General features: G+C 33.5%; 15 protein-coding genes. 14 read left to right on the plus strand and 1 reads right to left on the minus strand.

The features are described from left to right. Positions 1-37: 37 nt before the first annotated feature. Positions 38-1,144 (plus strand): glycosyltransferase family 4 protein, encoded by a 1,107-nt coding sequence (locus ACVCXO_RS06970; RefSeq protein WP_452228871.1) that lies wholly within the window; start codon positions 38-40, stop codon positions 1,142-1,144. A gap of 3 nt (positions 1,145-1,147) precedes the next feature. Here ACVCXO_RS06970 and ACVCXO_RS06975 read toward each other — a convergent pair whose 3' ends face one another. Next, positions 1,148-2,023: an ATP-grasp fold amidoligase family protein gene (locus ACVCXO_RS06975; protein WP_452228872.1), complete on the minus strand. Its 876-nt coding sequence runs from the start codon at positions 2,021-2,023 to the stop codon at positions 1,148-1,150. A 113-nt stretch (positions 2,024-2,136) separates the two neighbouring features. Here ACVCXO_RS06975 and ACVCXO_RS06980 point away from each other — a divergent pair, with 113 nt between their 5' ends. The 13 genes from ACVCXO_RS06980 to ACVCXO_RS07040 all read left to right on the plus strand — a co-directional run bounded on the left by ACVCXO_RS06980 (position 2,137) and on the right by ACVCXO_RS07040 (position 25,944). Further along, positions 2,137-2,697 carry an L-threonylcarbamoyladenylate synthase gene (locus tag ACVCXO_RS06980; RefSeq protein ID WP_452228873.1) on the plus strand — a complete coding sequence of 187 codons (561 nt, stop codon included), beginning with the start codon at positions 2,137-2,139 and terminating at the stop codon, positions 2,695-2,697. A 74-nt stretch (positions 2,698-2,771) separates the two neighbouring features. Continuing rightward, complete coding sequence (locus ACVCXO_RS06985; RefSeq protein WP_452228874.1) at positions 2,772-4,190, plus strand: CCA tRNA nucleotidyltransferase; 1,419 nt, start codon at positions 2,772-2,774, stop codon at positions 4,188-4,190. A 56-nt stretch (positions 4,191-4,246) separates the two neighbouring features. Continuing rightward, the gene (locus ACVCXO_RS06990) at positions 4,247-4,696 is read left to right on the plus strand and encodes a GNAT family N-acetyltransferase (RefSeq protein WP_452228875.1); all 450 of its coding nucleotides are present in this window, start codon (positions 4,247-4,249) and stop codon (positions 4,694-4,696) included. Positions 4,697-4,698: 2 nt separating this feature from the next. After that, positions 4,699-5,712, plus strand: coding sequence for a COX15/CtaA family protein (locus ACVCXO_RS06995; protein WP_452228876.1), 1,014 nt, complete (start codon positions 4,699-4,701; stop codon positions 5,710-5,712). A gap of 129 nt (positions 5,713-5,841) precedes the next feature. Further along, positions 5,842-6,357, plus strand: coding sequence for an IS1096 element passenger TnpR family protein (locus ACVCXO_RS07000; RefSeq protein WP_452228877.1), 516 nt, complete (start codon positions 5,842-5,844; stop codon positions 6,355-6,357). A 121-nt stretch (positions 6,358-6,478) separates the two neighbouring features. Beyond that, on the plus strand, positions 6,479-7,375 hold the full coding sequence (locus tag ACVCXO_RS07005; RefSeq protein WP_452228878.1) for an ABC transporter ATP-binding protein: 897 nt from the start codon (positions 6,479-6,481) through the stop codon (positions 7,373-7,375). A gap of 45 nt (positions 7,376-7,420) precedes the next feature. Next, a complete protein-coding gene (locus ACVCXO_RS07010; protein WP_452228879.1) occupies positions 7,421-8,245 on the plus strand; it encodes an ABC transporter permease in 825 nt (274 codons plus the stop codon). Positions 8,246-8,329: 84 nt separating this feature from the next. Next, positions 8,330-11,683 (plus strand): T9SS type B sorting domain-containing protein, encoded by a 3,354-nt coding sequence (locus ACVCXO_RS07015; protein ID WP_452228880.1) that lies wholly within the window; start codon positions 8,330-8,332, stop codon positions 11,681-11,683. Positions 11,684-11,690: 7 nt separating this feature from the next. Beyond that, complete coding sequence (locus ACVCXO_RS07020) at positions 11,691-14,138, plus strand: T9SS type B sorting domain-containing protein (RefSeq protein WP_452228881.1); 2,448 nt, start codon at positions 11,691-11,693, stop codon at positions 14,136-14,138. A 30-nt stretch (positions 14,139-14,168) separates the two neighbouring features. Beyond that, positions 14,169-16,016 carry a T9SS type B sorting domain-containing protein gene (locus ACVCXO_RS07025; RefSeq protein ID WP_452228882.1) on the plus strand — a complete coding sequence of 616 codons (1,848 nt, stop codon included), beginning with the start codon at positions 14,169-14,171 and terminating at the stop codon, positions 16,014-16,016. 165 nt (positions 16,017-16,181) lie between these two features. After that, positions 16,182-20,969, plus strand: a complete 4,788-nt coding sequence (locus ACVCXO_RS07030; RefSeq protein ID WP_452228883.1) for a choice-of-anchor L domain-containing protein — start codon at positions 16,182-16,184, stop codon at positions 20,967-20,969. Positions 20,970-21,050: 81 nt separating this feature from the next. Beyond that, entirely contained in the window at positions 21,051-23,378 is a 2,328-nt protein-coding gene (locus tag ACVCXO_RS07035; protein ID WP_452228884.1) for a choice-of-anchor L domain-containing protein, read from the plus strand. Positions 23,379-23,448: 70 nt separating this feature from the next. Then, the gene (locus ACVCXO_RS07040) at positions 23,449-25,944 is read left to right on the plus strand and encodes a T9SS type B sorting domain-containing protein (RefSeq protein ID WP_452228885.1); all 2,496 of its coding nucleotides are present in this window, start codon (positions 23,449-23,451) and stop codon (positions 25,942-25,944) included. The last annotated feature ends 303 nt before the right edge of the window (positions 25,945-26,247 follow it).

The following is a 26,247-nucleotide window of genomic DNA, read 5'->3' on the forward strand; positions in this document are numbered from 1 at the left end:
TTTAATTACTTTGTAGCCGACACTATTGAATATAACTATGAGATTATTACAGATTACTGCATCTGGCGTTTGGAGAGGTCATGAACAAAAAATTATTTATTTATACGAAGCCTTTAAAGAAAAGAATTATGTAGAAGATCAATATATAGTTTGTGCCAACAACACGCCTATTCACGAGGTTGCTAAAGAAAAAAACATGCAAGTTATTGGTTTTGATTACAAATCGGAATATGATTTAGGTTTTGCAAAACAACTAGCACAAATTGTAAAAGAGAAAAAAATCGATGTTGTTTTTATTCATAATAGTAAAGCACATACCTTGGCTGTTTTATCTCATTTATTTTATAAACTTCCTGCTCCTTTAGTATTATGCAGAACTTTAATAAGACGTGTAGATTCTAACATGCTTAGAAAATGGAAGTACAATTACAAAGGCATTAAAAAAATAATTTGTGTATCGCAACCTGTGGTAGACGTATTAAAATTTGCTGTAAAAGACACGAGTAAAATGTGCGTAGTTGGCAGTGTTACAGATGTACACAAATTTACGAAACAAGAAAAAAACGGCTTATTACATAAAGAATATAACATTCCTTCGGACTATAAAATAATTGGAAACATTGCTGCTTTTGCTGGCTTTAAAGATCACTATACTTGGGTAGATGCAGTTGAAATTTTAGTGAAACGAAATAATATAAAAGCGAAATACATTTTAATTGGAGAAGGAAAGTTAGAAGCTGAAATAAAACAATACGTAACTGATAAAAACCTGAATGATCACATTATATTTTCCGGATTTAGGAAGGATATCCCACAGGTATTACCAGAATTCGATTTGTTTATGTTTACTTCTAATAACGAACCAACTGGTGGCGTTTTATTAGAATCTTATGCTTGCCGAGTTCCTATTGTTGCTGCAAATGCAGGAGGTATTCCAGAAGTTATTGTAGATAATGAAACTGGATTTTTAGCAGAAGTTGGTAATCCTGTCGATTTTGCGGATAAAGTAGAATTATTACTGAAGGATAAAGAACTTCAAAATAAATTCACAACCAATGGTCATCAGTTTTTATTAGATAACTTCACCAAAGATGTTATTGCTAAAAAAATGTATGACAAGTTAAATGAAGTTATAAATTCTTAAAAATTAAATTGGTAATTTTATTAAATCACCAAGCTCGAAGTTGAGTCTTTCGACGGTAAGTCTTTTATTTGCTGCCCAAGGAAAAAATGTAAGCTCTCCGAAATAAATTTTGTTTTCTATAGAATATAAATCTACCCGAACAAAAATGAAATCGCCCGCTAATTTTTTGGCAACCGTTATTAATTCTTCCAAATTATCTGGTTTAGAAATATCTTTAGATAAATAATCCTTTTTATTTGTGTCTGGAGACAATCTATTCCAGTTTAAATCAAAATAGCAATTTCTATATTTTCCATCGTCAAAGGTTTTTACCCAAATACAAGCTGGTTCCCCATGAATACAATAAAATTTATAATCTATAATATGATCATTATCTAATTGGTCTAAATACTTCTCGGCTAAAATTCTAGGCTGTACATCCTTATAAATTCGTTCTTTATATCTCTCATAATAGTTTAGAGACATAAACTTATTTAATTTTGTTTTTGCATCTCCCCAATCTAAACTACTTTTATCTTTAACAATTACGTTATACCCAGAACCGTGTGTTCCTTTTAATGCAAATTGATTAGGTAAATCATCTAACTTTATTTCATCTACATGATCATAAATAGCAATAAATTCATTTAAATATGCATCTCCAATTTTATCTTTTACATACGCCCTAATCTCGTATTTATCTACATAATTTTTATATGCTTCCGTATATTTAAAAAACTTTAACCATTGCAGTTTTTCAACAAATTCCGTAGGGTTTTCAATATTTAATGACCTATTATTTTTTAATTTGTAATATGTTTTTACATACTGAAAATCTGTACCAAAAACTTTAAAATACTTTATTGATAATTGATAATACTTTCGTTTTATAAAATTCATACTATTTTTAAAAGGCTTTAGTTTTCATTTTACTATGGATTCACATAAATAGATGTAAGCAAATATATTAATATCTTATTGAATATCTTTGCAGCATAATTCTTTTTAAATAAATGAATACAGAAATAGCAAACGCGACAAAAATTTTAAAACAAGGAGGAATCATACTCTACCCAACAGATACCGTTTGGGGAATTGGCTGTGACGCCACCAATGCAGAAGCTGTGGCTAAAATTTACAAGCTTAAAAAACGCATAGAAACCAAAGCCATGATTTGCTTAGTTGCAGATGATAGAATGCTAAATAAGTATGTAAAAAAAATACCCGATGCTGCACAAAGTATTTTTGATATTAGCGATGATCCTATTACCATCATTTATGATGACGCACAAAATCTAGCAGAAAATTTAATTGCAGAAGATAAAACCATTGCTATTCGTATTCCAGATGATGAGTTTTGCTTTCAAATATGCAGAAAACTGAATGGCGCAATTGTTTCTACCTCAGCAAATATAAGTGGGCAACCTACTCCTAAATCCTTTAAAGAAATACACCAAGACATTTTAAAAGGTGTGGACTATGTTGTAAATTTGCACCACGATAAAAAAAACGTAAAACCATCGGCTATTATTAAATTAAGTAATAGCGGTATTGTTAAGGTTATACGTAAGTAAAAACACAAGTTTCAAGTACTACATTCTAAAAAATATATCCTTAGCATTAACACTTGATTACTGGAATTTAGTTTATGAATTACAAACAAGCATTACAAAATAAAATTTTCAAAATAATTTCGCAATCTGCTAAAGAACTAGGTTTAGAAAGCTATGTCATTGGTGGTTTTGTTCGTGATTTCATTTTAAATCGTGGAACAGCAAAAGATATAGATATTGTTGCTATTGGTAGCGGAATTGCGCTAGCAAAACAAGTAGCAAAAAATTTACCCAACAAACCAAAGGTACAAGTATTTAAAACCTACGGAACTGCAATGCTTCGCTACGAAGATATTGAAATCGAGTTTGTTGGCGCTAGAAAAGAATCCTATAACGAAGACAGTCGAAACCCTATTGTCGAAGATGGCACCTTGCAAGACGACCAAAACCGACGCGATTTCACAATTAATGCACTTGCTTTAGATTTATCGGAAGATAACTTTGGCGACCTTTTAGATCCGTTTCAAGGCGTTCCAGATTTAGAGGCTAAAATCATTAAAACACCATTAAATCCAGATATTACCTATAGCGATGACCCGTTAAGAATGATGCGCGCCATTCGTTTTGCGACACAACTAGATTTTATCATTGAAAAAGAATCGCTAGATTCCATTTCGAGAAACAATGAACGCATTAATATTATTACCAAAGAACGTATTGTTGTAGAATTAAATAAAATTCTAGAAGCAGACAAACCATCTATTGGTTTCTTATTACTAGAAGAAACCGGATTATTAAAGCATATATTACCAGAACTAACGGCGTTAAAAGGAATTGACGAAGTAGAAGGTCAAAAACATAAAGATAATTTTTACCACACCTTAGAAGTTGTAGATAATATAGCACCAAACACAGAAGACGTTTGGTTACGTTGGGCTGCATTATTACATGATATTGGTAAAGCACCAACAAAAAGATTTAGTAAAAAAGTTGGATGGACTTTTCATTCCCATGAATTTGAAGGCTCAAAAATGGTCTATCGTTTATTTAAAAGACTTAAAATGCCATTAAATGACAAAATGAAGTTTGTCCAAAAAATGGTTTTCATGAGTTCTAGACCAATCGTTTTAGCACAAGATGTTACCGATTCGGCAGTACGTAGATTGGTTTTTGATGCTGGAGATTATGTCGATGATTTAATGACACTTTGCGAAGCAGACATTACCACTAAGAATCCGAATAAATTTAAGAGATATCATAATAACTTTAAGATCGTTCGTGAAAAAATTGTAGAAGTAGAAGAAAGAGATAGCGTACGTAATTTTCAACCTCCAATTTCTGGAGAAGAAATAATGAAAACCTTCAACTTAAAGCCTTCCAAAGAAATCGGGATAATTAAAGAAGCGATAAAAGAAGCTATTTTAGAAGGCGTAATTCCTAATGAATTTGATGCCGCATTTCAACTAATGCTAAAAGAAGGAGAACGTTTAGGACTAAAAAAAGTAGACAGTTAGCAGTGTTCAGTGTTCAGTGTTCAGTGTTCAGTGTTCAATAAGTAAAACGAAAAAAAATGGATTTAGTTAGAACCAATTCTGAAAATAACGATTTTGTTTACTTAGTAAAACAACTGGATGCGTATTTAAAAATAACAGACGGAGAAGAACATGCCTTTTATAACCAATTCAATAGTATTGCCGTTTTAAAAAATGTCATCATAGCGTATAATAAGGAAAAAGCTGTTGGCTGCGGGGCCTTTAAAGAGTTTAATAAAAGTACTGTAGAAATCAAACGCATGTTTACTAGTACCGAAACTAGAAGCTTAGGTATTGCCTCTAAAATTTTAGAAGATTTAGAAAATTGGGCAAAGCAATTAGGATATAAAAAATGTGTACTAGAAACTGGTATTCGACAAATGGAAGCGGTACATTTTTATAAAAAAAACAACTATAAAATAATCACAAACTATGGCCAATATGCGACTATGGAAAATAGCTTGTGTTTTGAAAAAGAATTAATTTAGCAATGAAAAAGGATAACAAAAAAGTAATCTATTGGCTATTTACTGGCTGTTTATTAATCTTCATTATGGTGGTTGTTGGTGGCATTACCAGATTAACCGATTCTGGTTTATCCATTTCAAACTACAAACTAATCACAGGAACCATTCCTCCTATTGGAGAAGCCGCATGGCAAGAAGCATTTGCCCTTTACCAACAATATCCAGAATTTCAAAAGTTACATTCTCATTTCACATTAGAAGATTTTAAAAGCATTTACTTCTGGGAATGGCTGCATAGAGTCATTGGGAGATTAATAGGTATGGTTTTTATTATTCCTTTTTTATACTTTTTAGCAACCAAACAACTCACAAAAAAAACAATAAAAAAATGCATGGTACTTCTTGTTCTTGGCGGTTTTCAAGGTTTTTTAGGTTGGTATATGGTTAAAAGTGGACTAGTAGATAAACCAGATGTGAGTCATTTTAGATTAGCTGCGCATTTAACCACGGCCTTTTTAACTTTTGCCGCAACTTTATGGGTGGCATTAGATTTAATTTTCCCAGATAGAAAAGCAATCGATAAAAAGTTTAGAAACCTTATTCTTGTTGGCTATATCGTATTAATTTTTCAAATTATTTATGGTGCTTTCGTGGCTGGTTTAAAGGCAGGATTATTACATAATCATTGGCCCTTAATGAACGAAGGAAAATTTATGCACGAAACCGTTTATATACTTAATCCATTTTATAAAAATCTTATTGAAAACCCAAGTGGTATTCAGTTTATACACAGAACAACTGCTTACTTAGTGGTTCTTTTCATATGCATTATTTGGTTTCAAGCAAAAAAGAAAATAACTACTAGATATCAAAAAATAGGGATCCATTCGTTAATAATCTTGGTCGGATTTCAATTTTTATTAGGTGTACTAACCATTATATATCAAGTCCCTTTAATATTAGGTGTTGCACATCAAATTGGTGCTTTTTTCTTATTAACAGCCATGACATTTACATTGCACCGTTTCAGCAAATAAAATAAAAACAACCTAAAATACTTGAACGACATAAATTACTTATCCTCCGAATTTAGTTTTGAGATTTTGGAATTTAGTTTTTGGTTTTTGGGCTTTGGAAATCGTACCTTTGCAAAATAATATTTTACCATGATTTACAGATTTAGAGTAGTACTTGATAATGACACAGAAGAAGATATTTTTCGTGATTTAGAAATTCGCGAAACCGATACTTTAGAAGACCTACATAACATCATCACCCAATCTTTTGGTTTTGACGGATTAGAAATGGCTTCGTTTTATATAAGTAATGATACTTGGGAACAAGGAGAGGAAATCTCTATGTTTGATGTTAGCGAAGGTGCAAATGAAGTTCGTTTAATGAACGAAACGGTTATTAATGATGTTACGCATGAAATGGCCACCAAACTAATTTATGTGTACGACTTTTTAAGCATGTGGACTTTTTACGTAGAGCTTGCTGAAATTGTAGAGGAAGCTGAAGGTCAAGATTACCCAAACCTCATGTTTGTTCATGGACAAATCCCAGATGAAGCGCCAATTAAAAACTTTGAAAGTGAAGACGAAGATGAATTTGATGAGTTTGACGATGGTTATGACGTTAATGATTATGACAACCTAGACTTTGAAGAAAACTGGAACTAAATAAGGTTCTTTATATCATTTTAAGCACTCTAATTTAAATAATTAGGGTGCTTTTTCATTTTAACCTGTAACAATTTTTCGCTTATCTCGTCTTACTTATAACTAATCAAACCTGTATACTTTGGAATCTATTCTTACGATTAATAACCTTACCAAAAAATTTGGCTATCTCACCGCTGTAAAAAACCTTTCGTTTACTATAAAAAAAGGAAATGTTTATGGTATTCTAGGACCCAACGGAAGCGGAAAATCGACAACATTAGGCATCGTTTTAAATGTGGTAAACAAAACGCAAGGAGACTTTAAATGGTTCGATGGCACAGTATCTACACATGATGCATTGAAAAAAGTTGGAGCCATAATTGAGCGCCCAAATTTTTATCCGTACATGACCGCTTCGCAAAACCTAAAACTGGTTTGTAAAATCAAAGGAGTAGCTTATAGTAAAATTGAAGAGAAATTAGCTATTGTTGGTTTAGAAGATAGAAAAGATCACAAGTTTAATACCTATTCATTAGGTATGAAACAACGTCTTGCTATTGCTTCCGCTTTATTAAATGATCCTGAAATATTAATTCTAGATGAGCCTACTAACGGATTAGATCCGCAAGGAATTCATCAAATACGTAAAATAATACAAGATATTGCCGCAAAAGGAACAACTATTCTATTAGCTTCTCACCTACTCGACGAAGTAGAAAAAGTGTGCACACATGTTGTGGTTCTTCGTAAAGGAGAAAAATTATATTCTGGTCGCGTAGACGAAATGATTTCTAGTCATGGTTTTTTTGAATTAAAAGCAGAAAAACAGGAGGATTTAATAAAACTATTAGAAAGCAATACTACTTTTAAAAATATAAAAGTGGAAAACGGTTTAATTACAGCTTTTTTAAATGCACCAATGGATGCTTCCGATTTTAACAAACTTATGTTTGAAAAAGGCATCGTATTATCTCATTTGGTACAACGTAAAGAAAGTCTTGAAGAACAATTTCTTCAGCTTACAGACAATAACTAATACATCCATATATGCTGAACTTGCTTCAGCACCAAAACCAAACCCATGTTACGACTATTAAATCTTGAATTACAAAAACTGCTACTAAACAGAGCTAGTAAAGTACTTATATTTGTTTCTTTTATATTACCATTTACGGTATTAATTCTATCTTCTATAAAAATAAACTTCTTTGGTTTTTTCACATTAGAATTGGGCGAATTAGGAATCTTTAACTTTCCTATAATTTGGCATATCACAACATTTTTTGCATCGCAGTTTAAATTCTTTTTCGCTATTGTTGTAGTTAGCATGATTGGTAATGAGTATAGCAATAAAACGATAAAGCAAAACTTAATTGATGGTTTAAGTAAAAAGGAATTTATACTTTCAAAATTCTATACCATTGTATTCTTTTCCTTAGTAGCAACTATTTTAATAGCAGTAGCTTCCTTTTGTATTGGTATGTACTACTCTAGTTATACAGAAGCTAGTATCATATTTAGAGAAACTAATTTCTTAGTCGCTTATTTTGTGAAGCTTGTCGGTTTTTTTACGTTATGCTTATTCTTTGGTATGCTTGTAAAACGCTCTGCTTTTGCTTTAGCTTTCCTATTTATTCTATACATTTTAGAATATATCGTTTTAGGTTTAATTACTTGGCAAAGCAACTATGAATTGGCCGAAAAAATTCAGAATTTCTTCCCATTAAAATCAATGTACAAGTTGATAGATCAGCCTTTTCAACGTGTTATGATGACAAAATTTCCAGACAAGATGGATCTTACGTATAACTACGCAGTCCATTGGTATGAAATTGTTATTGTACTTTGTTGGACTGGGTTATTCTTATTTTTATCCTACATAATTTTAAAAAATAGGGATTTATAAATAACACATCGCACTCATTTTAACACGTACCTCTTAATATTCAAATAAAAATATAATATCTTTGATAGCTATTGCTATAAAAGAATGAAAAACATATTATATCTACTTTTTCTTATTGTTACTGTGTCTTACTCACAAAACCAAGCATCTAATTGGTATTTTGGGGACAATGCCGGGATTACTTTTGACAGCAATACGGGAGCTGTATCTGCCTTAACAGATGGACTATTAAGTACAGACGAAGGTTGCACAAGTATTTCGGATATCGATGGTAATCTTTTGTTTTATACCGATGGTATTAAAGTATACAATCGCAACCATCAAATAATGCTAAATGGTAATAACCTATTTGGAAACCCTTCTAGTACACAATCTGCTATTATAATACCAAAACCAGAAGATCCAAATATCTATTATATTTTCACGCAAGGGACCACTTACCTAAGCCAACAGGACTTTGGTTTTAATTATTCGGAAGTGGACATGACTCTAGACGGTGGTCTTGGTGGAATAACGGTTTTAAAGAATCAGCGGTTACTACATAAGGCTTCTGAAAAACTAAGTGCGGTACTTAAAGATTGTGCATCTGGTGAAATCTGGGTGATTACCTTTGCTGATGCTGATGCAATCACAAATAGTGGAGCAGTAGATAACAACAATAATACTTTTTATGCATTCAAGGTAAGTTCTGCAGGTGTGGATACTACACCAATTACGTTTACAGATACGACTCGAAGTCTTGTAGAAAGAAGAGGTTATTTAAAGGTATCTCCAGATGGTAGTAGACTTGTATCTTCCAATATTAGCAGCGGTTTATTTATATATGATTTTGATTTAAATACAGGTTTAGTTTCCAATCCGCAACAAATAACAATAAACCCTACCAATCTTAATGGCGCAATTTACTCGTATGGAATTGAGTTTTCTTCTAATAGTAAAGTACTATATATAAGCACCTACAATGATTTAAGTCAAACCAGCAGTTCTAGACCTTCCGATCAACAAAGTGCAGTATTACAATACGATATAACAACTGGAGACATTAATGAAATTAATGCTAGTCAAATCAATATAGATATTAGCCAAGGTTATAGAAGTGCCTTACAACTAGGTCCAGATAGTAAGATTTATAAAACCGAAAGTAGCACCTATTTTGTAGGTTTACCTAATTTAAGCACCATAGAATCTCCCAACATTTTAGGTGTAGATTGTAATTACACACAAAATGCTATAAACTTAAATGGCAGATTAGCTAGACAAGGCTTACCTCCTTTTATTTCCTCTTATTTTACTGAAAAAATAGATATTATAGGGAACACGTCACAAACCATCCAATTACCTTTATGTACTGGAGACATTTATACTTTAGAAGCAGAAGATGTTGTTGGAGCAACTTATTCTTGGACTGTTGATGGGGTAGCAATAGCAACACCAGTACCTCCATATCAATTAACCATAAACGCAGATGGGAATTATGAAGTGGAAATACAAATACCAGGTAATGACTGTGAATCTAAAGAAGGACAAGCTATTGTAAAGTATTATGATATTCCTGTAGCAAACCAACCAGCAGATATTTTAGTTTGTGATGACAACAATAATGACCATTGGGCATTTAATTTTTCTTCGCAAAATGCTGCCGTAATAGACACACAAGACGCGAGTATTTATAGCGTACATTATTTCGAAAATCAATTAGATGCCGATAATAATGAAAACGAAATAATTGGGTCGTATGATAATCAAGATAACCCACAAATTATCTATACTAGAATTCATAATGATAATAATCCGAATTGCTACGATACCTCTTCTTTCAAAATACATATTTACAATACACCAATTGCAAATTTTGTAGACAACTTTACGACTTGTGATGATAATGCGGATGGCGATGACACCAACGGACAAATAGATATTTTACTTACCGATTTTAACACCGAAGTTTTAGACACTCAAAACGCAGCAGATTATACAATAACCTACCATAACTCTCAAGCAAATGCAGATGCCGGAATCCCTGTTTTACCTAACACCTATTATACACAAACTCCAAATCGAGAAACTATTTTTGTTAGAATAGAAAATAATTTAAATGCAACATGTTATGATACTACCTTTTTTGATGTTATTGTAAATCCGTTACCAAACCGTTTTGACAGTAGCTTATTTCAATGTGATGAAGATGGTGCTATAGATGGTATTACGGTATTTAATCTTACCGAAGCAGAAGATGCTTTAACGGGAAGTGCAACCAATGTTTCGGTTAAATTCTATACCGAACTAGCAGATGCTGAAGCTGGTGTAAATGAAGTCGATGGGACAAACTATCCCAATACTACTAATCCGCAAATCGTTTTTGCTCTTATTACAAATAACACTTCAGAATGTACAGCAATTGCAGAACTTTCATTAGAAGTAAGTACTACGCAAATTCAAAATTATAATGCTCCAGTAGCTTGTGATGAATTAGATTCAGAAGATGGCATAAATGCTTTTAATTTAGACGATTTCACAACAGATATTCAAGCTATAAACGGCATCACGTTTCCTATAAAATACTATGAAACATATAATGATGCACTTTTAGAAGAAAATGAATTAACTTCTCCATACGTCAATACAAATCCGTACACACAAATTATTTACGGAAGAGCAGAAGATGACAATACATGTTATGGTATTAGTGAAATAACGGTAACAGTGAACAGGCGTCCGCAACTTGTAGAAGATGAAACGGCTTTTTATTGTTTAAATTTTCACCCAGAAACAATACCCTTAGAAAGTGGAGTCATTGGTAATCCTGCCGATTATACTTATGCGTGGTCTAATGGAGAAACTACAAACGAAATTCAAATTAATGAAGTAGGAACCTATACCGTAACAGTTACTAATGTAGAGGGTTGCAAAAAAACGAGAACAATTACTGTAGAAGCCTCTAGTAATGCAACTATTGATTCTATCGATATTGTAGATGCTTCTTCTAATAATACAATAATCGTTAATGCTTCTGGTGAAGGAGTATATGAATACGCCCTTTTTAATGACGCAGGTATGCACACCTATTATCAAACAAGTCCTATTTTTACCAATGTAGCTCCCGGAGGTATTTATACGGTTTCTGTTAGAGATTTAAAAAATAGCTGTGGTATTACAGAAAAAACAATTTCTGTAATTGGTTTCCCTAAGTTCTTTACACCTAATAATGACGGTATTAATGATTTTTGGCAAGTATATGGCGTTTCTAATATTTTTCAACCAAATACAAAAATTAAAATCTTTGATCGTTATGGCAAATTGTTAAAACAAATTAGCCCAATTGGTCTAGGTTGGGACGGTACATTTAATGGCAAAATTTTACAAAACGATGATTATTGGTTTGCAGTAACCCTTCAAGATGGAAGAGAATACTTTAATCATTTCACTCTAAAAAGATAACTCACTTTTGAAAACAAATAGAAAACTACTTCTTATACTTATAGCAAATTTCTTTGTGCAATTTACTTTCGCACAACTACCAACAGATTGTATCGATGCCATTATTGTATGTGGTAACTCCAATGTGAATTTAGACGCTAACGGAATTGGTACACAAGAATTATCTGGCTCTAACACCTGCGGAAGTCAAGAAAATAATAGTTTATGGTTGCAAGTTACCGTAGTTAATAATGGCACACTTGGATTTACATTAAGACCAAACAGTGGAAATATTGTAGTGGATTATGACTTTTTTGTATTTGGCCCAAATGTCACTTGTGGTGCTATTGGTTCTGCTATTCGATGCTCTACTACAAATCCGCAAGCTGCAAATCAAGGCAATAATTTAACGGGGATGAACGGTACAGAAACAGATACAGCTGAAGGTCCTGGAGCAACTGGAAATAGTTTTGTAAAATGGTTAGATGTAATTGCTGGAGAAACGTATTTTATTGTTATCGATAGACCTGCAGGAACAAGCCCTTTTACTTTAGAATGGACCGGAACTGCAGAATTTGCAGAACCACCAACCAATGATGCTGGAAGTGCCGATGCCTTAAACATGGAAGATTGTGATTTAATTACTCCTTTTGATGATGGCTTTACAACATTTAACTTAGAAAACAATACCGCTTCTATTACAGGTACGCAAACAAATATTTTTATTACTTATCATGATTCTGAAAGTGACGCAAACCTAAATATTAACGCATTATCTAGCCCGTATACAAACACCGCAAATCCCAAAACTATTTATGCTAGACTAACCAATACAACCAATGGTTGTTTTGATATTGCTCCCTTTGAATTAACCGTAAAAATAGGCCCCGATTTTAAAACTCCTACAGATCTACTTACTTGTGATAACTATGATGATGGAAACGCCACAGATGGTTTCACCTTTTTTGATTTAGCATCTAAAACGGCAGAGATTCTTGATGGTCAAGATGCTTCACTAGTAAACATAACCTATCATGAAACGAATACACAAGCTTTAAATAACACAAATGCGTTGGCTAGTCCGTATTACACCACAGACACCACCCTTTTTGTAAGAATTGAAAGTGCTTCTGAACCAGATTGCAAAAATATTACAACTTTAGATTTAAGCACATTATCTATACCTCCTAGTATTAACAGTTCTCTTTTTCAATGTGATGAAGATGGGACTATAGATGGTTTAACGGTTTTTAATCTTTTTCAAGCAAAAGACGCCTTAACTGGTGGAGATACAAATGCTCCGGTGAAATTTTATACTTCCGCGGCAGATGCAGAAAATAGCGTGAATGAAATAGATGGTAATATTTACACTAATACTACAAATCCAGAGACTGTATATGCGCAAATTATTAATAGCACCACAACATGTTTTTCTGTGGCAACACTTACGTTGGAAGTAAGCACTACTCAAATTCTAGATTATAACGCTCCAGCTGTTTGTGATGCTTTAGATTCCGAAGACGGCATACACACTTTTAATCTCGATGATTTCACAACAGATATTCAAACTATAAATAGCATTACCCTACCAATTACCTATTATAAAACATATAATGATGCACTTTTAGAACAAAACGAACTAACATCACCCTACACAAATACAATTCCTTATACACAAACTATTTTTGCAAGAGCAGAAGACAATAATGCTTGTTATGGCATTAGCGAAGTTTCTTTAATAATACATGAGTTACCTGCTGTTTTAGAAGACGAAACCCTATTGTATTGTTTAAACTTTTATCCGCAAACCATAACCTTAAAAAGTGGCGTTATTGGCAATCCCAACAACTATACTTATGCATGGTCTAATGGAGAAACAACAAACGAGATTCAAGTAAATGAAATTGGAAGTTATACCGTAACCATTACGAATGCAGAAAGCTGTGATAAATCAAGAATACTAACTGTAGAAGCATCCAATATTGCGACTATAGATGCAGTTGAAGTTATAGACGGAAGCATCCGCAATACCATAACCGTTTTAACTTCTGGTGAAGGAATTTATGAATATGCATTATATGATGCGGATGGCGTTTTGTATCTTCCGTATCAATCGAGTAACATTTTAGAAAATGTATATCCAGGAATGTACACTATTGCTGTAATGGATATTAAAAATAATTGTGGTATTGTAGAACAACCTGTTTCTGTAATTGGCTTTCCCCAATACTTTACACCTAATAATGATGGGATTCATGATACTTGGCAAGTGCTAGGAATTTCTAACCTGATACAACCAAACACCAAAATTAAAATTTTTAATCGTTATGGTAAACTTATAAAGCAAATTAGCCCTTCAAGTACTGGTTGGGACGGCACATTTAATGGAGAATATTTACCAAGTGAAGATTATTGGTTTGCCATTACATTGCAGGACGGAAGAGAATATTTTAACCATTTTTCATTAATACGCTAAAATGAATCGCGTACATGTGCATAGCAGACTATGAAAACGTGCAACCATACTTTAATTTTACTCGTACTTCTATGGACCTTTCTTCCTCTAGCCGCGCAAGATATAACGTTATACCAGCAATACAATGGTCGTATTAATTACACCGCTATTGGTAATACTTTAAACCCTGCAGAAAACAATATAGTTAGAGAATTTTGCGAAACACTACCTAATTCTTCCGCAGTATTAAACCTACCAAATACAGAAAATATTGTAGCAGCCTATTTGTATTGGGCTGGTTCTGGAGTTGGTGATCTAGATGTTTCCTTAAACGATATACCGGTTCTAGCAGAAGAGGTTTACCGTGTTGCATATGAAGATCCTTTTAACGGAACACTCCCCTATTTTTCCTGCTTTACAGACATTACGAGTATCGTTAATAACCTAGGTAACACTACCTACACCTTAAGTGATTTAGATATTTCTGAAACACTAGCAAACAACGATGGTTATTGCAGTAACAGAACTAATTTTGCTGGCTGGAGTATGTATGTTATTTACGAAGAATCTAGCTTACCAATAAACCAAGTGAGTCTTTTTCAAGGCCTAGAAATTATTAACCGCGTAGTACAAGAAAAAACAATTGTTATAGATAATATTAATGTTTTAGATAATGATGGCGCTAAAATTGGATTTCTTGCTTGGGAAGGAGATAGCAACCTCAACTATGGAGAAACCTTGCAAATAAATGGGAATCTAATTTCTAACGCTCCGTTAAACCCTGCAGATAATGCTTTTAATGGTACCAATTCTTTTACTAATTCTAACACATTTTATAATGGCGATTTAGATGTTTATAATATTCAAGATAATATTGCTATTGGTGACACCTCTGTAGAAATAAAACTTACAACGGGAGCTACAGACGACTTTGGAATTTTTAGAGCCGATTTAATAATTTTAAACAATATAATAACCGTTTTAAATAGTCAATTACCAGACGCTACTATAACGATTAACAATTATTATATGCCTTGCTATAGCAAAACCATAGACCTAGATTATACCGTCTTTAATATAAATAGCACAGAAGTATTACCAGAAAATACACCAATTGCATTTTATGCCGACAACCAAATTATTGCACAAAGCATCACACAAAATGAAATAGCAATAGACGCTTTTGAAAACGGAAATATCTTACTTACCATACCAGACAATATTCCAGACCACTTTACCTTAACGCTTGCGGTAGATGATATTGGGGATGGTAACGGCGTTGTTATTGAGCTAAACGAAACCAATAACATAACAACAGAAAACCTACAACGTATTCCATTACCAGAAAGCATAGAATTAGCAGCTATTTTAAATTGTGATATTGGTTTTAATACCGCTATTTTTAATCTAACAAACCCATTAGACAGCATTACATATACAGATATTTCTACTATCCATTTTTATGAAAATTTGGAGGATCTTATAAATAATGATAATTATATAATGCACCCCGAAGATTACCAAAGCACTGCAAGTCCGCAAACGATTTATATAAAAGATACAACCGAGGAATGCTATACCATCTATCAATTTAATCTACAAACAGAAAACTGTCCTCCTACCATTCCGCAAGGGTTTTCTCCAAATAATGACACGGTTAATGATTGGTTTAACATTCAAGATTTATATGATATTTTTGAGCAACATGAACTTCAAATTTACAATAGATATGGTACGCTAATTTTTGTTGGAGATAATTCCACAAGATGGGAAGGCAAAGCCAATCGAGGTATTAATAATCAAGGTGAAATACTTCCTGTTGGCACCTATTTTTATGTACTAAATCTAAATGACAGTAACTATAAAATTATTACCGGTTGGGTTTATTTAAATAAATAGCGCATTCAACACCTTGTATTTCGTCGATTTTATTTGCATTTCACCTAAATTTCACTTACTTTTGGGGTCTAGAAATAAAGCCCTAATAAATTGAAAAAGAGTTCAATAAAAACAATCCATAAGCTAAAGCTACTATTCACATGCCTTTTAGTAAGCAGCTGCTTTTTGCAAAACTCGTTTTCGCAACAAATTTCAATAGACAACACACAAACACCCCAGCAACTTATAGAGAATAATCTAATTCAAGGTTGTGTAGAAGTTTCCAATATAGTTTCTAATGTAAACGGAAGCATCAATGGACTAACTAGTTATGGTTATTTTGAAAAAGGAACTTCCAATTTCCCTTTTGAAAACGGGATTCTATTATCTACAGGGAATTCGGTTTCCGCTGGTAATTCCACCAATGCCAATAACATGCATGATGGAGATGAAAATTGGGGAGCAGATCCAGATATAGAAACGGCTCTTGGTATTTCAAACACCGTAAATGCAACATCTATTGAATTCGATTTTGTGTCGGTTACCAACCAAATTCAGTTCAATTATATTTTAGCTTCCGAAGAATATTATGCAACATATCCTTGTGAATACTCGGATGGCTTTGCATTCCTTTTAAGAGAAGTTGGCACAACTACATATACCAATATTGCAGTGGTACCAGGAACTAACATACCGGTAAACACAAGTACCATACACGACGAAATTGTTGGTCATTGTGCTGCCGAAAACGAAATGTATTTTGACGGCTATAACGTTGGCGACACGAATTTTAATGGACGAACTACGGTGCTTTCTGCTACAGCAACTATTCTACCAAATGTACAATATCATATAAAGTTAGTAATTGCAGATCAAGACGATCAAAATTATGATTCTGCTGTTTTTATTGAAGGAAATAGTTTTAATGCTACGGTAGATTTAGGCCCAGATATTACAACATGTGCCGATTCCGTTTCCCTAAATGCCGACACAGAAAACCCTTTAGCGACCTATGAATGGTTTTTAAATAGCACTTTAATCCCTAACGAAACACCACCGCATATAAAAAACGTAACACAGTCTGGTTTATATCAAGTTGTAGTAACGATGCCAATTGGTAGTACCATTTGTGAGATCACAGATGAAATCCTTGTCACATTAAGTTCAGAACAATCTGCTGGAAATATTGAAGATTACGAAATCTGTGACGATATTAGTAATGATGAAGAAGAGACCTTCGATCTTTCTACAATGGATGCCGAAGTTTTAGCATCTGTTCCAATGTCTAATTACAATATAAGTTACCACTATACAAATTCTAACGCACAAGCCGGAAACAATGCAATTACTGCTCCTATTATAAACGGAACGAATCCACAACTAATTCATGTAAGAATTGAAGATACAGATAATGGTTGTTTAGCATTTTCTACTTTTAATTTAATAGTAAATCCTTTACCAACAATTATAGATCCAACACAACTAGATGTTTGCGATGATGCTACTTCAGATGGTTTTACAACGATAGATTTATCGGTGAAAAACGATGAAATTACTGGCGGAAACACGGGATATATTGTAAACTATCATTACTCGCAAATAGACGCGGATACTGCAGCAAATCCAATTGCGATGCCGTATCCAAATACCAGCACAACAGAGCAACTTTTTGTAAGTGTTGTCGATACTTCTACTGGTTGTGTGAGCACAACAACACTAGTTATTAATGTTTTAGAAAATCCAGATATTAACACAGACACGCAGCAAATTAACGCTTGTGAACCAGATGATGATGGTTTAGCTTCTTTTGATTTATCTACCATAATCCCTGATGTATTAGAAGGCTTAACAGATGTTACCATAACATTTCATGTAACGTATGCAGATGCACAAACGGGAGATAACCCAATTATAGATTATCAAAATTTTAATAATACAATACCAAATACACAAATTGTATTTATTAGAGTGGTAAGCAACAATACCGGTTGTGCTTCTATATCTACAGTAGAGTTACATGCAAACTTATTACAATCTGGAACTGCTATTAGAGATTTTAGTAAATGTGACGATGCTTCTAATGATGGTATTGTTGAATTTAATTTAGATACTGTTGGCAATATAATTGCAAATAATATAGAAGACGCTACTGTTACTTTTTATGAAACAGAAAACGACCAAACCAATGATCAAAACGAAATTGACAAGTCGGTACTTTACACAATAACAGAGAGTCCGCATACTTTATATGTTACCATTGAAACACCTGAATGTATTTACTTTTCAAACATTAATTTAATTATTGATCCAGCAACCATTATTCAACCATTAGACACGGTGGATTATTGCGATACAGATGATGATGGATATACCGCTATTTCTTTAGAAGATTTTAACGATTATGTAAGTGATGGCATCGCAAATGCTGCTGTAAAATATTTTTTAACAGAAGAAAATGCAGATAATAATGAAAACGCATTACCTCCTTTTTACACAAACACAACAAATCCGCAAATAGTATATACACGAGTTAGAAATACTGCCACAGGCTGTTATGATGTTGCCGAGTTAGAAATACAAGTGATTCCTGCTCCTACAGTTATGCAACCCAACGATATTGTTATTTGTGATGATGATTATGATGCTTTGTACCTAGTAAATCTAGAGGATAAAATAGCGGAAATAATAACCAGCACTTCTAATTTAACGATCACTTTTCACACTTCAATAAATGATGCAAATACAAATAACAATGCAATAACCAACACAACTGCATACAACGCAAATACGCAAACCATTTATACACGGGTAGAAAGTGATATCACCACTTGTTTCGCTCTTGTTATTTTTGAAATAACGGTAAACACACAACCTGTCTTTACTACAATTACTAATTTTAGACATTGTGAAACAGATGGCGATCAAACAGGAGATTTTATTTTTAATGAAAAAGATGCGGAAATCTTAAATGGACAACCTGGGAAACAGGTTTTATATTTTGAAACCGCACAAGACGCAATAGACAGAACAAACATAATAGATAAAAACGCAGTGTATCAAAACACCGAAAATCCACAAGAAATATTTATTCGTGTAGAAAATTACTCAGACCACGATTGTTTTGACACCACTTCTTTTGAAATTGAAGTAGGATTGATTCCTGAATTCACGGCTCCAGTGGATTTTATAGTTTGTGATGATATTGCCAATGATGGAATAGAAACCTTTGATTTTTCTGAAAAGGTAGCTGAAATGTCTGCTTCTAGCACCGAAAATTTAACCATTACATTTTACCTTTCTTTTGATGATGCAGAAAATGAAGAGAATAGCCTTCCGCTGATCTATCAAAACACAGATAATCCGCAACAAATTTATACAAGAATAGAAAACGGAACCTATTGTCATGGTATTTCACAATTCGGATTAAATATTATACAAGTACCAAATGTAAACCCTACAGGTCCATTAAGAAAATGCGATACGGATACCGACGGACTTACAAATTTTGATTTAACAGCTGTAGAAATTGATGTTTTAGGAGTAAGACAAAATGATATTGCAATAACATACCATCCCTCTTTTAACGATGTAGAAGCACATACCAATATAATAAACAACCCAAGCAACTATACTAATACTACCAATCCGCAAACCGCATATATTAAAATTACAAGCACCATTTCATTATGTTATGTCGCTGTACCAATAGAGCTAATTGTAGACGTGCCGCCAACAATAAATACAATTTCAAATGTAGAAACTTGTGATAATGAAGACAACACCTTTAATCTTTCCGAAACAACAGAAAGCTTAATAGATGATACTACTAACGTTGCTGTCACTTTTTATAGTACTCTTAATGATGCTGAAAATGCACAAAATCCGTTAAACACAAATTACACCTATCTTTCTAATAATGATACGATTTATGTAAGAGCAGAAAACACGAATTCAAACTGCCACGCTACCTCTTCTTTTGTTCTACAAGTAAATAGTAGTCCGATAGCTAATACGTTAACCGATTTAGAAGCCTGTGATGATGACTATGACGAAATACAACAGTTTAATTTAGAAGAACAAACTGCCATCGTTTTAGGCAGTCAAAATCCAAATGATTTTACAGTTACTTATTTTGAATTAGAAGACGAAGCAAATACTAACGAAAATGCTATTTCAGATTTAAACTTTGCTGCCTTTGATGGACAAACCTTTTACATACGTTTAGAAAACAAGACTACCTTATGTTATACGGTAACAAACTTTAATACTATTGTACACAGAAAACCTATTCTAGAAATTGAAGACCAAACCATCTGTTTAGAAAGTCTTCCACTAATAGTTAGCGCAAACACTGGATTTACTAATGATACATATGCTTGGTCTACAAACGCTACAACTTCAGAAATTGAAATAACAGCAATAGGAAGTTATTCGGTAACGGTTACTACAGCTTTTGGTTGTACCACTTTTGCAACTTTTAATGTAATAGAATCCGAACAAGCAACTATTGAGTTTACCGAGCAAGTAGATTTTTCAGATCCTAATAATATTACGGTTACCATTAGTGGTATTGGAGATTACTTCTACATTCTAGATAATGGTCCTGCACAAGAATCTAACTTTTTTAATAATGTAACACTTGGACCACATGTTATTACCGTTTTAGATGCCAATGGTTGTGCGTCTACTACTAAAGAAATTATAATTATAGATACGCCACTATTCATGACACCAAATAACGATGGCTATAATGATACTTGGCACATTACTGGTGTTAATCAACTTACAGGAACCATTGTCTATGTTTTTGATAGATACGGAAAACTATTGAAAACACTTTCTCATACTTCTCCAGGTTGGGACGGAACCTACAGAGGACAAAACATGCCAACAAGTGATTATTGGTTTCTTGCAGAAGTAATACAAGACGGTAAAAAGTTTGAACTTAAAGGAAACTTTACGCTAAAGCGATAAATACAAATCCCAATTTCTTTAACATATCATTTTCCTTATAAAACGTAACACTTCTTTATATTTGCAATCCAATTATATGTAATGAAGAATTGCTTTACGGTTTTGTTATCTCTTTTTACTTGTTTGCTATTCTCGCAAAACATACAAGTAGATCATACTACCTACACGCCACAACAACTTATTGAAGACATTTTAATTAATAGTGAATGTATTAGTAATGTTGTTGTTACTAATGTAGAAGGTGGTAATTTTAATGGAACAGACCAAAGTTATGGTTATTTTGATGCTTCCGGAACCACCTTTCCTATAGCAAATGGTTTGGTTTTAAGCACCGGAAGATTATCTAATGTTCCGGGTCCTAATAGTAGTTTAAGCGATGATGATGCCCCAGGTTGGTCTGGAGATAATGATCTAGAAACTGCTTTAAACGAAAACAATACTATAAACGCAACCATTTTAGAATTTGATTTTCAATCGCTTAGTAACCAAATAAGCTTTCGTTATTTATTTGCTTCCGAAGAATACCAAGAAGGAAATAATAATACCTGTCAGTACTCCGATTTGTTTGGCTTTTTAATTCGTCCAACAACTTCTACAAACTACACCAATATAGCATTAGTTCCAGGAACCAACACGCCTGTAAAAGTAACCACAGTGCATTCTGGTATTCCAGGTGCTTGCAACCCAATTAATGAAACTTTCTTTGGTGGTTGGAACAACGCTTCTGCTCCAATAAATTTCAACGGACAAACCACTGTACTAACCGCTACAGCAACCATTACTCCTAATGTTACCTATCATGTAAAACTAGTAATTGCAGATGAGCAAAATTATAGATATGACTCTGCTGTTTTTTTAGAAGCTGGAAGTTTTACTTCGGATATTGATCTTGGTATAGATAGACTTTTTGCTACTAGAAACTCTTTATGTGAAAACGAAACTTTAGATCTAGATGCTACCCAAACTGGAGCTACAGGCTATACTTGGTTTAAAAATAGTTTACCAATTGCAGGGGCAACTAGTCCAACCTATACCATTCTAGATGCTGGTACATATAGCATTACTATTACCTATCCTACTACCTGCGTAACGTCTGGAGAAATCACTGTAGAATATGGAACAAAACCAATTGTAAACGACGCCACATTAATAGCTTGTGATTTAAATCAAGACGGAATTACAACCTACAACCTATTCGATGCGCAACAAGATATCGTCACCGTTGGTGGAGATTTTGTCACTAATTACTATCTATATGCTGTAGATGCAGAAGATGAAATAGATGAAATACTAAGTGCAACAGTTTTCGAAAACACGATGGTGTTACAAACCGTTTTTGCGCGTGTACAAAATCAGTTTGGTTGTTTCGCTGTCGCAGAATTGCTTTTAGATATTTCAAATAACGTCGTTACTATTGCTCCTTTTGAAGCATGTGATAATTTTCCTGTAGATGGTTTTACGGAATTTGATTTAAACCTACTGCGTTCCCAAATAGAGACACAAGTTCCTGCCGGATCTACCATTACATTTTTTCCTTCGGAAGCAGACTTACTAGCAGCAACAAATAGCATCAACGGCAACTATACCAATACGATTCAAAATACAGAAACCATTTATGTGCTTATCACCAACGGAAGCAGTTGTTTTGCAGTTAGTACAGTAATGCTATCGATGAAATACACACCGATTCTTTTAGCAGACGAAACTACAAACTACTGTTTAAATACGTACCCAAACACTATTCCATTAGAAGCTGGTTTACTCCTTGGTGCTCCTGGAGATTTCACCTATCAATGGCTATTCAATACTGTACCTACACCTTTTACAAGCGAGACCATAAACATTAATGAAGTTGGTACCTATACTGTAATAGTAACGCATCCAGATGGCTGTTCCGCTACTAGAGATATCGTTGTAGAACCTAAAGATACAGCCTTTGTAGAATCCGTTTCTGTTTCTGGTGTTGCGCCAAACAATACGATTACTATTACCGTTTCAGGAATTGGAGATTACGAATTCACATTAGATGATGATAATGGCAACTACCAAGACAGTCCTATTTTTACTAATATTTCCGCAGGAGAACACATAGCGTACATACGAGATAAAAATGGTTGCGGTACCGTCGAAGAAATTATTTACGTTTTAGGTTTCCCTTCGTATTTCACACCAAATGGGGACTATTATAACGAAACTTGGATGCCATTAGGTGTCGATTTAGATTTTAAAGCAACCATGATTATTCAAATTTTTGATAGGTATGGCAAACTTTTAAAACAAATAAAGCCGCAAAGTCAAGGTTTTAATGGTACATTTAACGGCGAAAATTTACCGTCGTCAGATTATTGGTTTGTCGTTCGTTTTTCTAACGGAAAAACCTACCGAGGACATTTCGCTTTAGTGCGTTAATTATTGTTTACAATAGCATCACATTGTCTATTATATTTTTTATTATTTTTACCATCCTTAAAATTATTTAATGAAAAAAACTATTACTCTATTCTGTTCTATTGCGCTTTTATTATTTACTACCACTAGTACATCTAGCAATACCAATCTTGTTAAAAACAGTAATACAACAGTAGAATGTCCTGCTGCTATTATCACTTCTTTCTCGCCTTCTTCAGGACCAGAAAACACCTTAATTACCATTACTGGAAGTAACTTTAACACAGCTAATGCTGTAACCTTTGGAGGAGTAAATACTACTTTTAATATTATTAGTGATACCGAAATAACCACTTTTATTCCTGCAGGAACTAGCGATTCTTCTACTATTTCCATTATAAGTACCGGAGGCTGCACAGGAACATCTGCGTCAAACTTCACGTTGTTAGCTTCAGAATGTACTACGGCAGAAATTTATATTTCCGAAATTTATGATGCAGTTTCTGGAGAATACGCCGTTATAGAATTGTATAACCCAACCAATGCTTCCGTAGTAATAGATGGTATCTATGAGATTTTGAGATATGGTGAAATTGGAAATACGGCGCCAAACAATATCTTTAATAATATCACAGGAACGATACCTCCTTTGAGTACTTTTATAATTCAAATGGGAAGTGGTACAGATTGTCCTTCATTAAGTGTAGATTTTAATATTCCCTCAGGAATTAATGACAATGATGAATTTGAACTTTTAAAAAATGGTGTCATCATAGATAATGTGCATGCTCCAGACGAAAGAGGATATAGTATTATTAGAAATGCAGATGCTACCATTCCCCAAACCACATATAATGCTAGTGATTGGTCTATCAGTTCTCAAGAAAATTGTTCCGATTTAGGTGTACATACTGCAGATGCAATTCCAGATAACACACCAAACATTACGCATCCTACTTCACAATCGATTTGTGAAAATGGGACAACTACTTTTACAGCTTCCGAAGATTCTGGAACATTTTCATACCAATGGAAAACACTTAACGCTTCCGGAAACTGGGTAAACGTAAACAATAACGCGAATTATTCAGGTGCTACAACGGGTACATTAACCCTTAATAGTGTTCCTGTAAGTTTTAATGATAACCAATATTATTGCGAAATCACTTCGCCTTCGTGTACACTGATAACCAATGCAGCGCAATTAGAAATTGGTATTATTGCTGTAGATACTTTAACCAATCAAACGGTTTGCGAAAGTTATACTTTACCTACCTTAACTAATGGTAATTATTTTACTGGAACTAACGGAACAGGAACTGCACTTACTACTGGCGATATTATTTCGACTTCACAAACTATTTACATTTATAATGTAACAGGTGCTTGTACCAACCAAAGTAGTTTTATAGTTACAATAACTCCTGCTCCAAGCGTGGATACTTTATCTAGTGTTTCTGTATGTACTTCATATACGCTTCCAACACTTACTAACGGAAACTATTTTACGGCAACCAATGGTTCTGGAACTGCTTTAAATGCAGGTGCTGTAATTTCAACGACACAAACCATTTATATTTATAATACTGTAGGAACATGTACTAACGAAAGCAGTTTTACCGTTACCATAAATGGCACACCAACAGTAGATACTCTAGCAAATCAAACGGCATGTGATAGCTATGCCTTACCAACTTTAACCAATGGTAATTACTTTACAGGAACCAACGGAACAGGAACCGCATTATCCGCTGGCGACGCTATTACTTCGTCACAAACAGTATATATTTATATAGAATTAGGTACTGCACCTAACAATTGTTCTAACGAATCTAGCTTTACCGTTACCATAAACCAAATGCCTTTAGTAGACACACTTAATAATGCCGAAGCATGTTCCCAATATGTGTTACCAACAATAACGAATGGTAATTATTTCACAGCAACTAATGGAACGGGAACAACACTTATTGCTGGTGATGTGATTACCACTTCACAAACGGTTTATATATACAATTCCGTAGCTACATGTACTAACGAAACTAGTTTTGATATTACCATTTTACCTGCTACAGATTTTACGCTTGAAGCAAATAACCTTACTGTAAATGAAGATGTATTAACAGTAACAATGAATGATACGACAATTAATTATATGTATGCAGTCGATAGTGGAGATTTTCAACTAGACGAAACTTTTACCAACCTCTCTAACGGAACACATACGCTTTATGTGGAAGATGCAAATGGTTGTGTTTCTAAATCTATTTCTTTTGAGGTTCTTGTTAATCTGGATGCCATAGTAATTCCTAACGGATTTTCTCCAAATGGAGACGGAATTAACGAATGGTTTAATATTCAAGGACTTTATGACACGTACACAAATCATAGCCTAGAAATTTATAACCGTTACGGATCACTTATTTTCAAAGGAAACAACGATAATAAATGGCACGGAAAAGCGAATAAAGGTCTTTTAAGTACAGATAAAACACTCCCTGTAGGAACCTACTTTTATGTATTACACCTTAACGATGCCAATGCTACAAAACAAAGATATATAGGTTGGGTATACCTTAATAAATAACGTATAGTTTAAGTATTCTTTATTAATCTAATATTTTATTATATATTTAGGAGCCTTATTTTTCAAATAAGGTTCCTTTTTTTTATAAGGTAACAATCACATAACGTAAGAAATTAAATATTAATTATTTTTGCGCCCTAATTATAGCTAATGAAACCTATTAAACTTTTACTTGTTTTTATTTGTACTTTTTTTATTTACAATGCAAGCAACGCCTTTAAAACAAGAAAACCCACAAAATTCAGGTTTTGATGATACATTTGATGGTAATAACTGACCAACTTCAGATTATTGGTTTGTTGC

Source organism: Lacinutrix sp. MEBiC02404 (assembly GCF_053601575.1).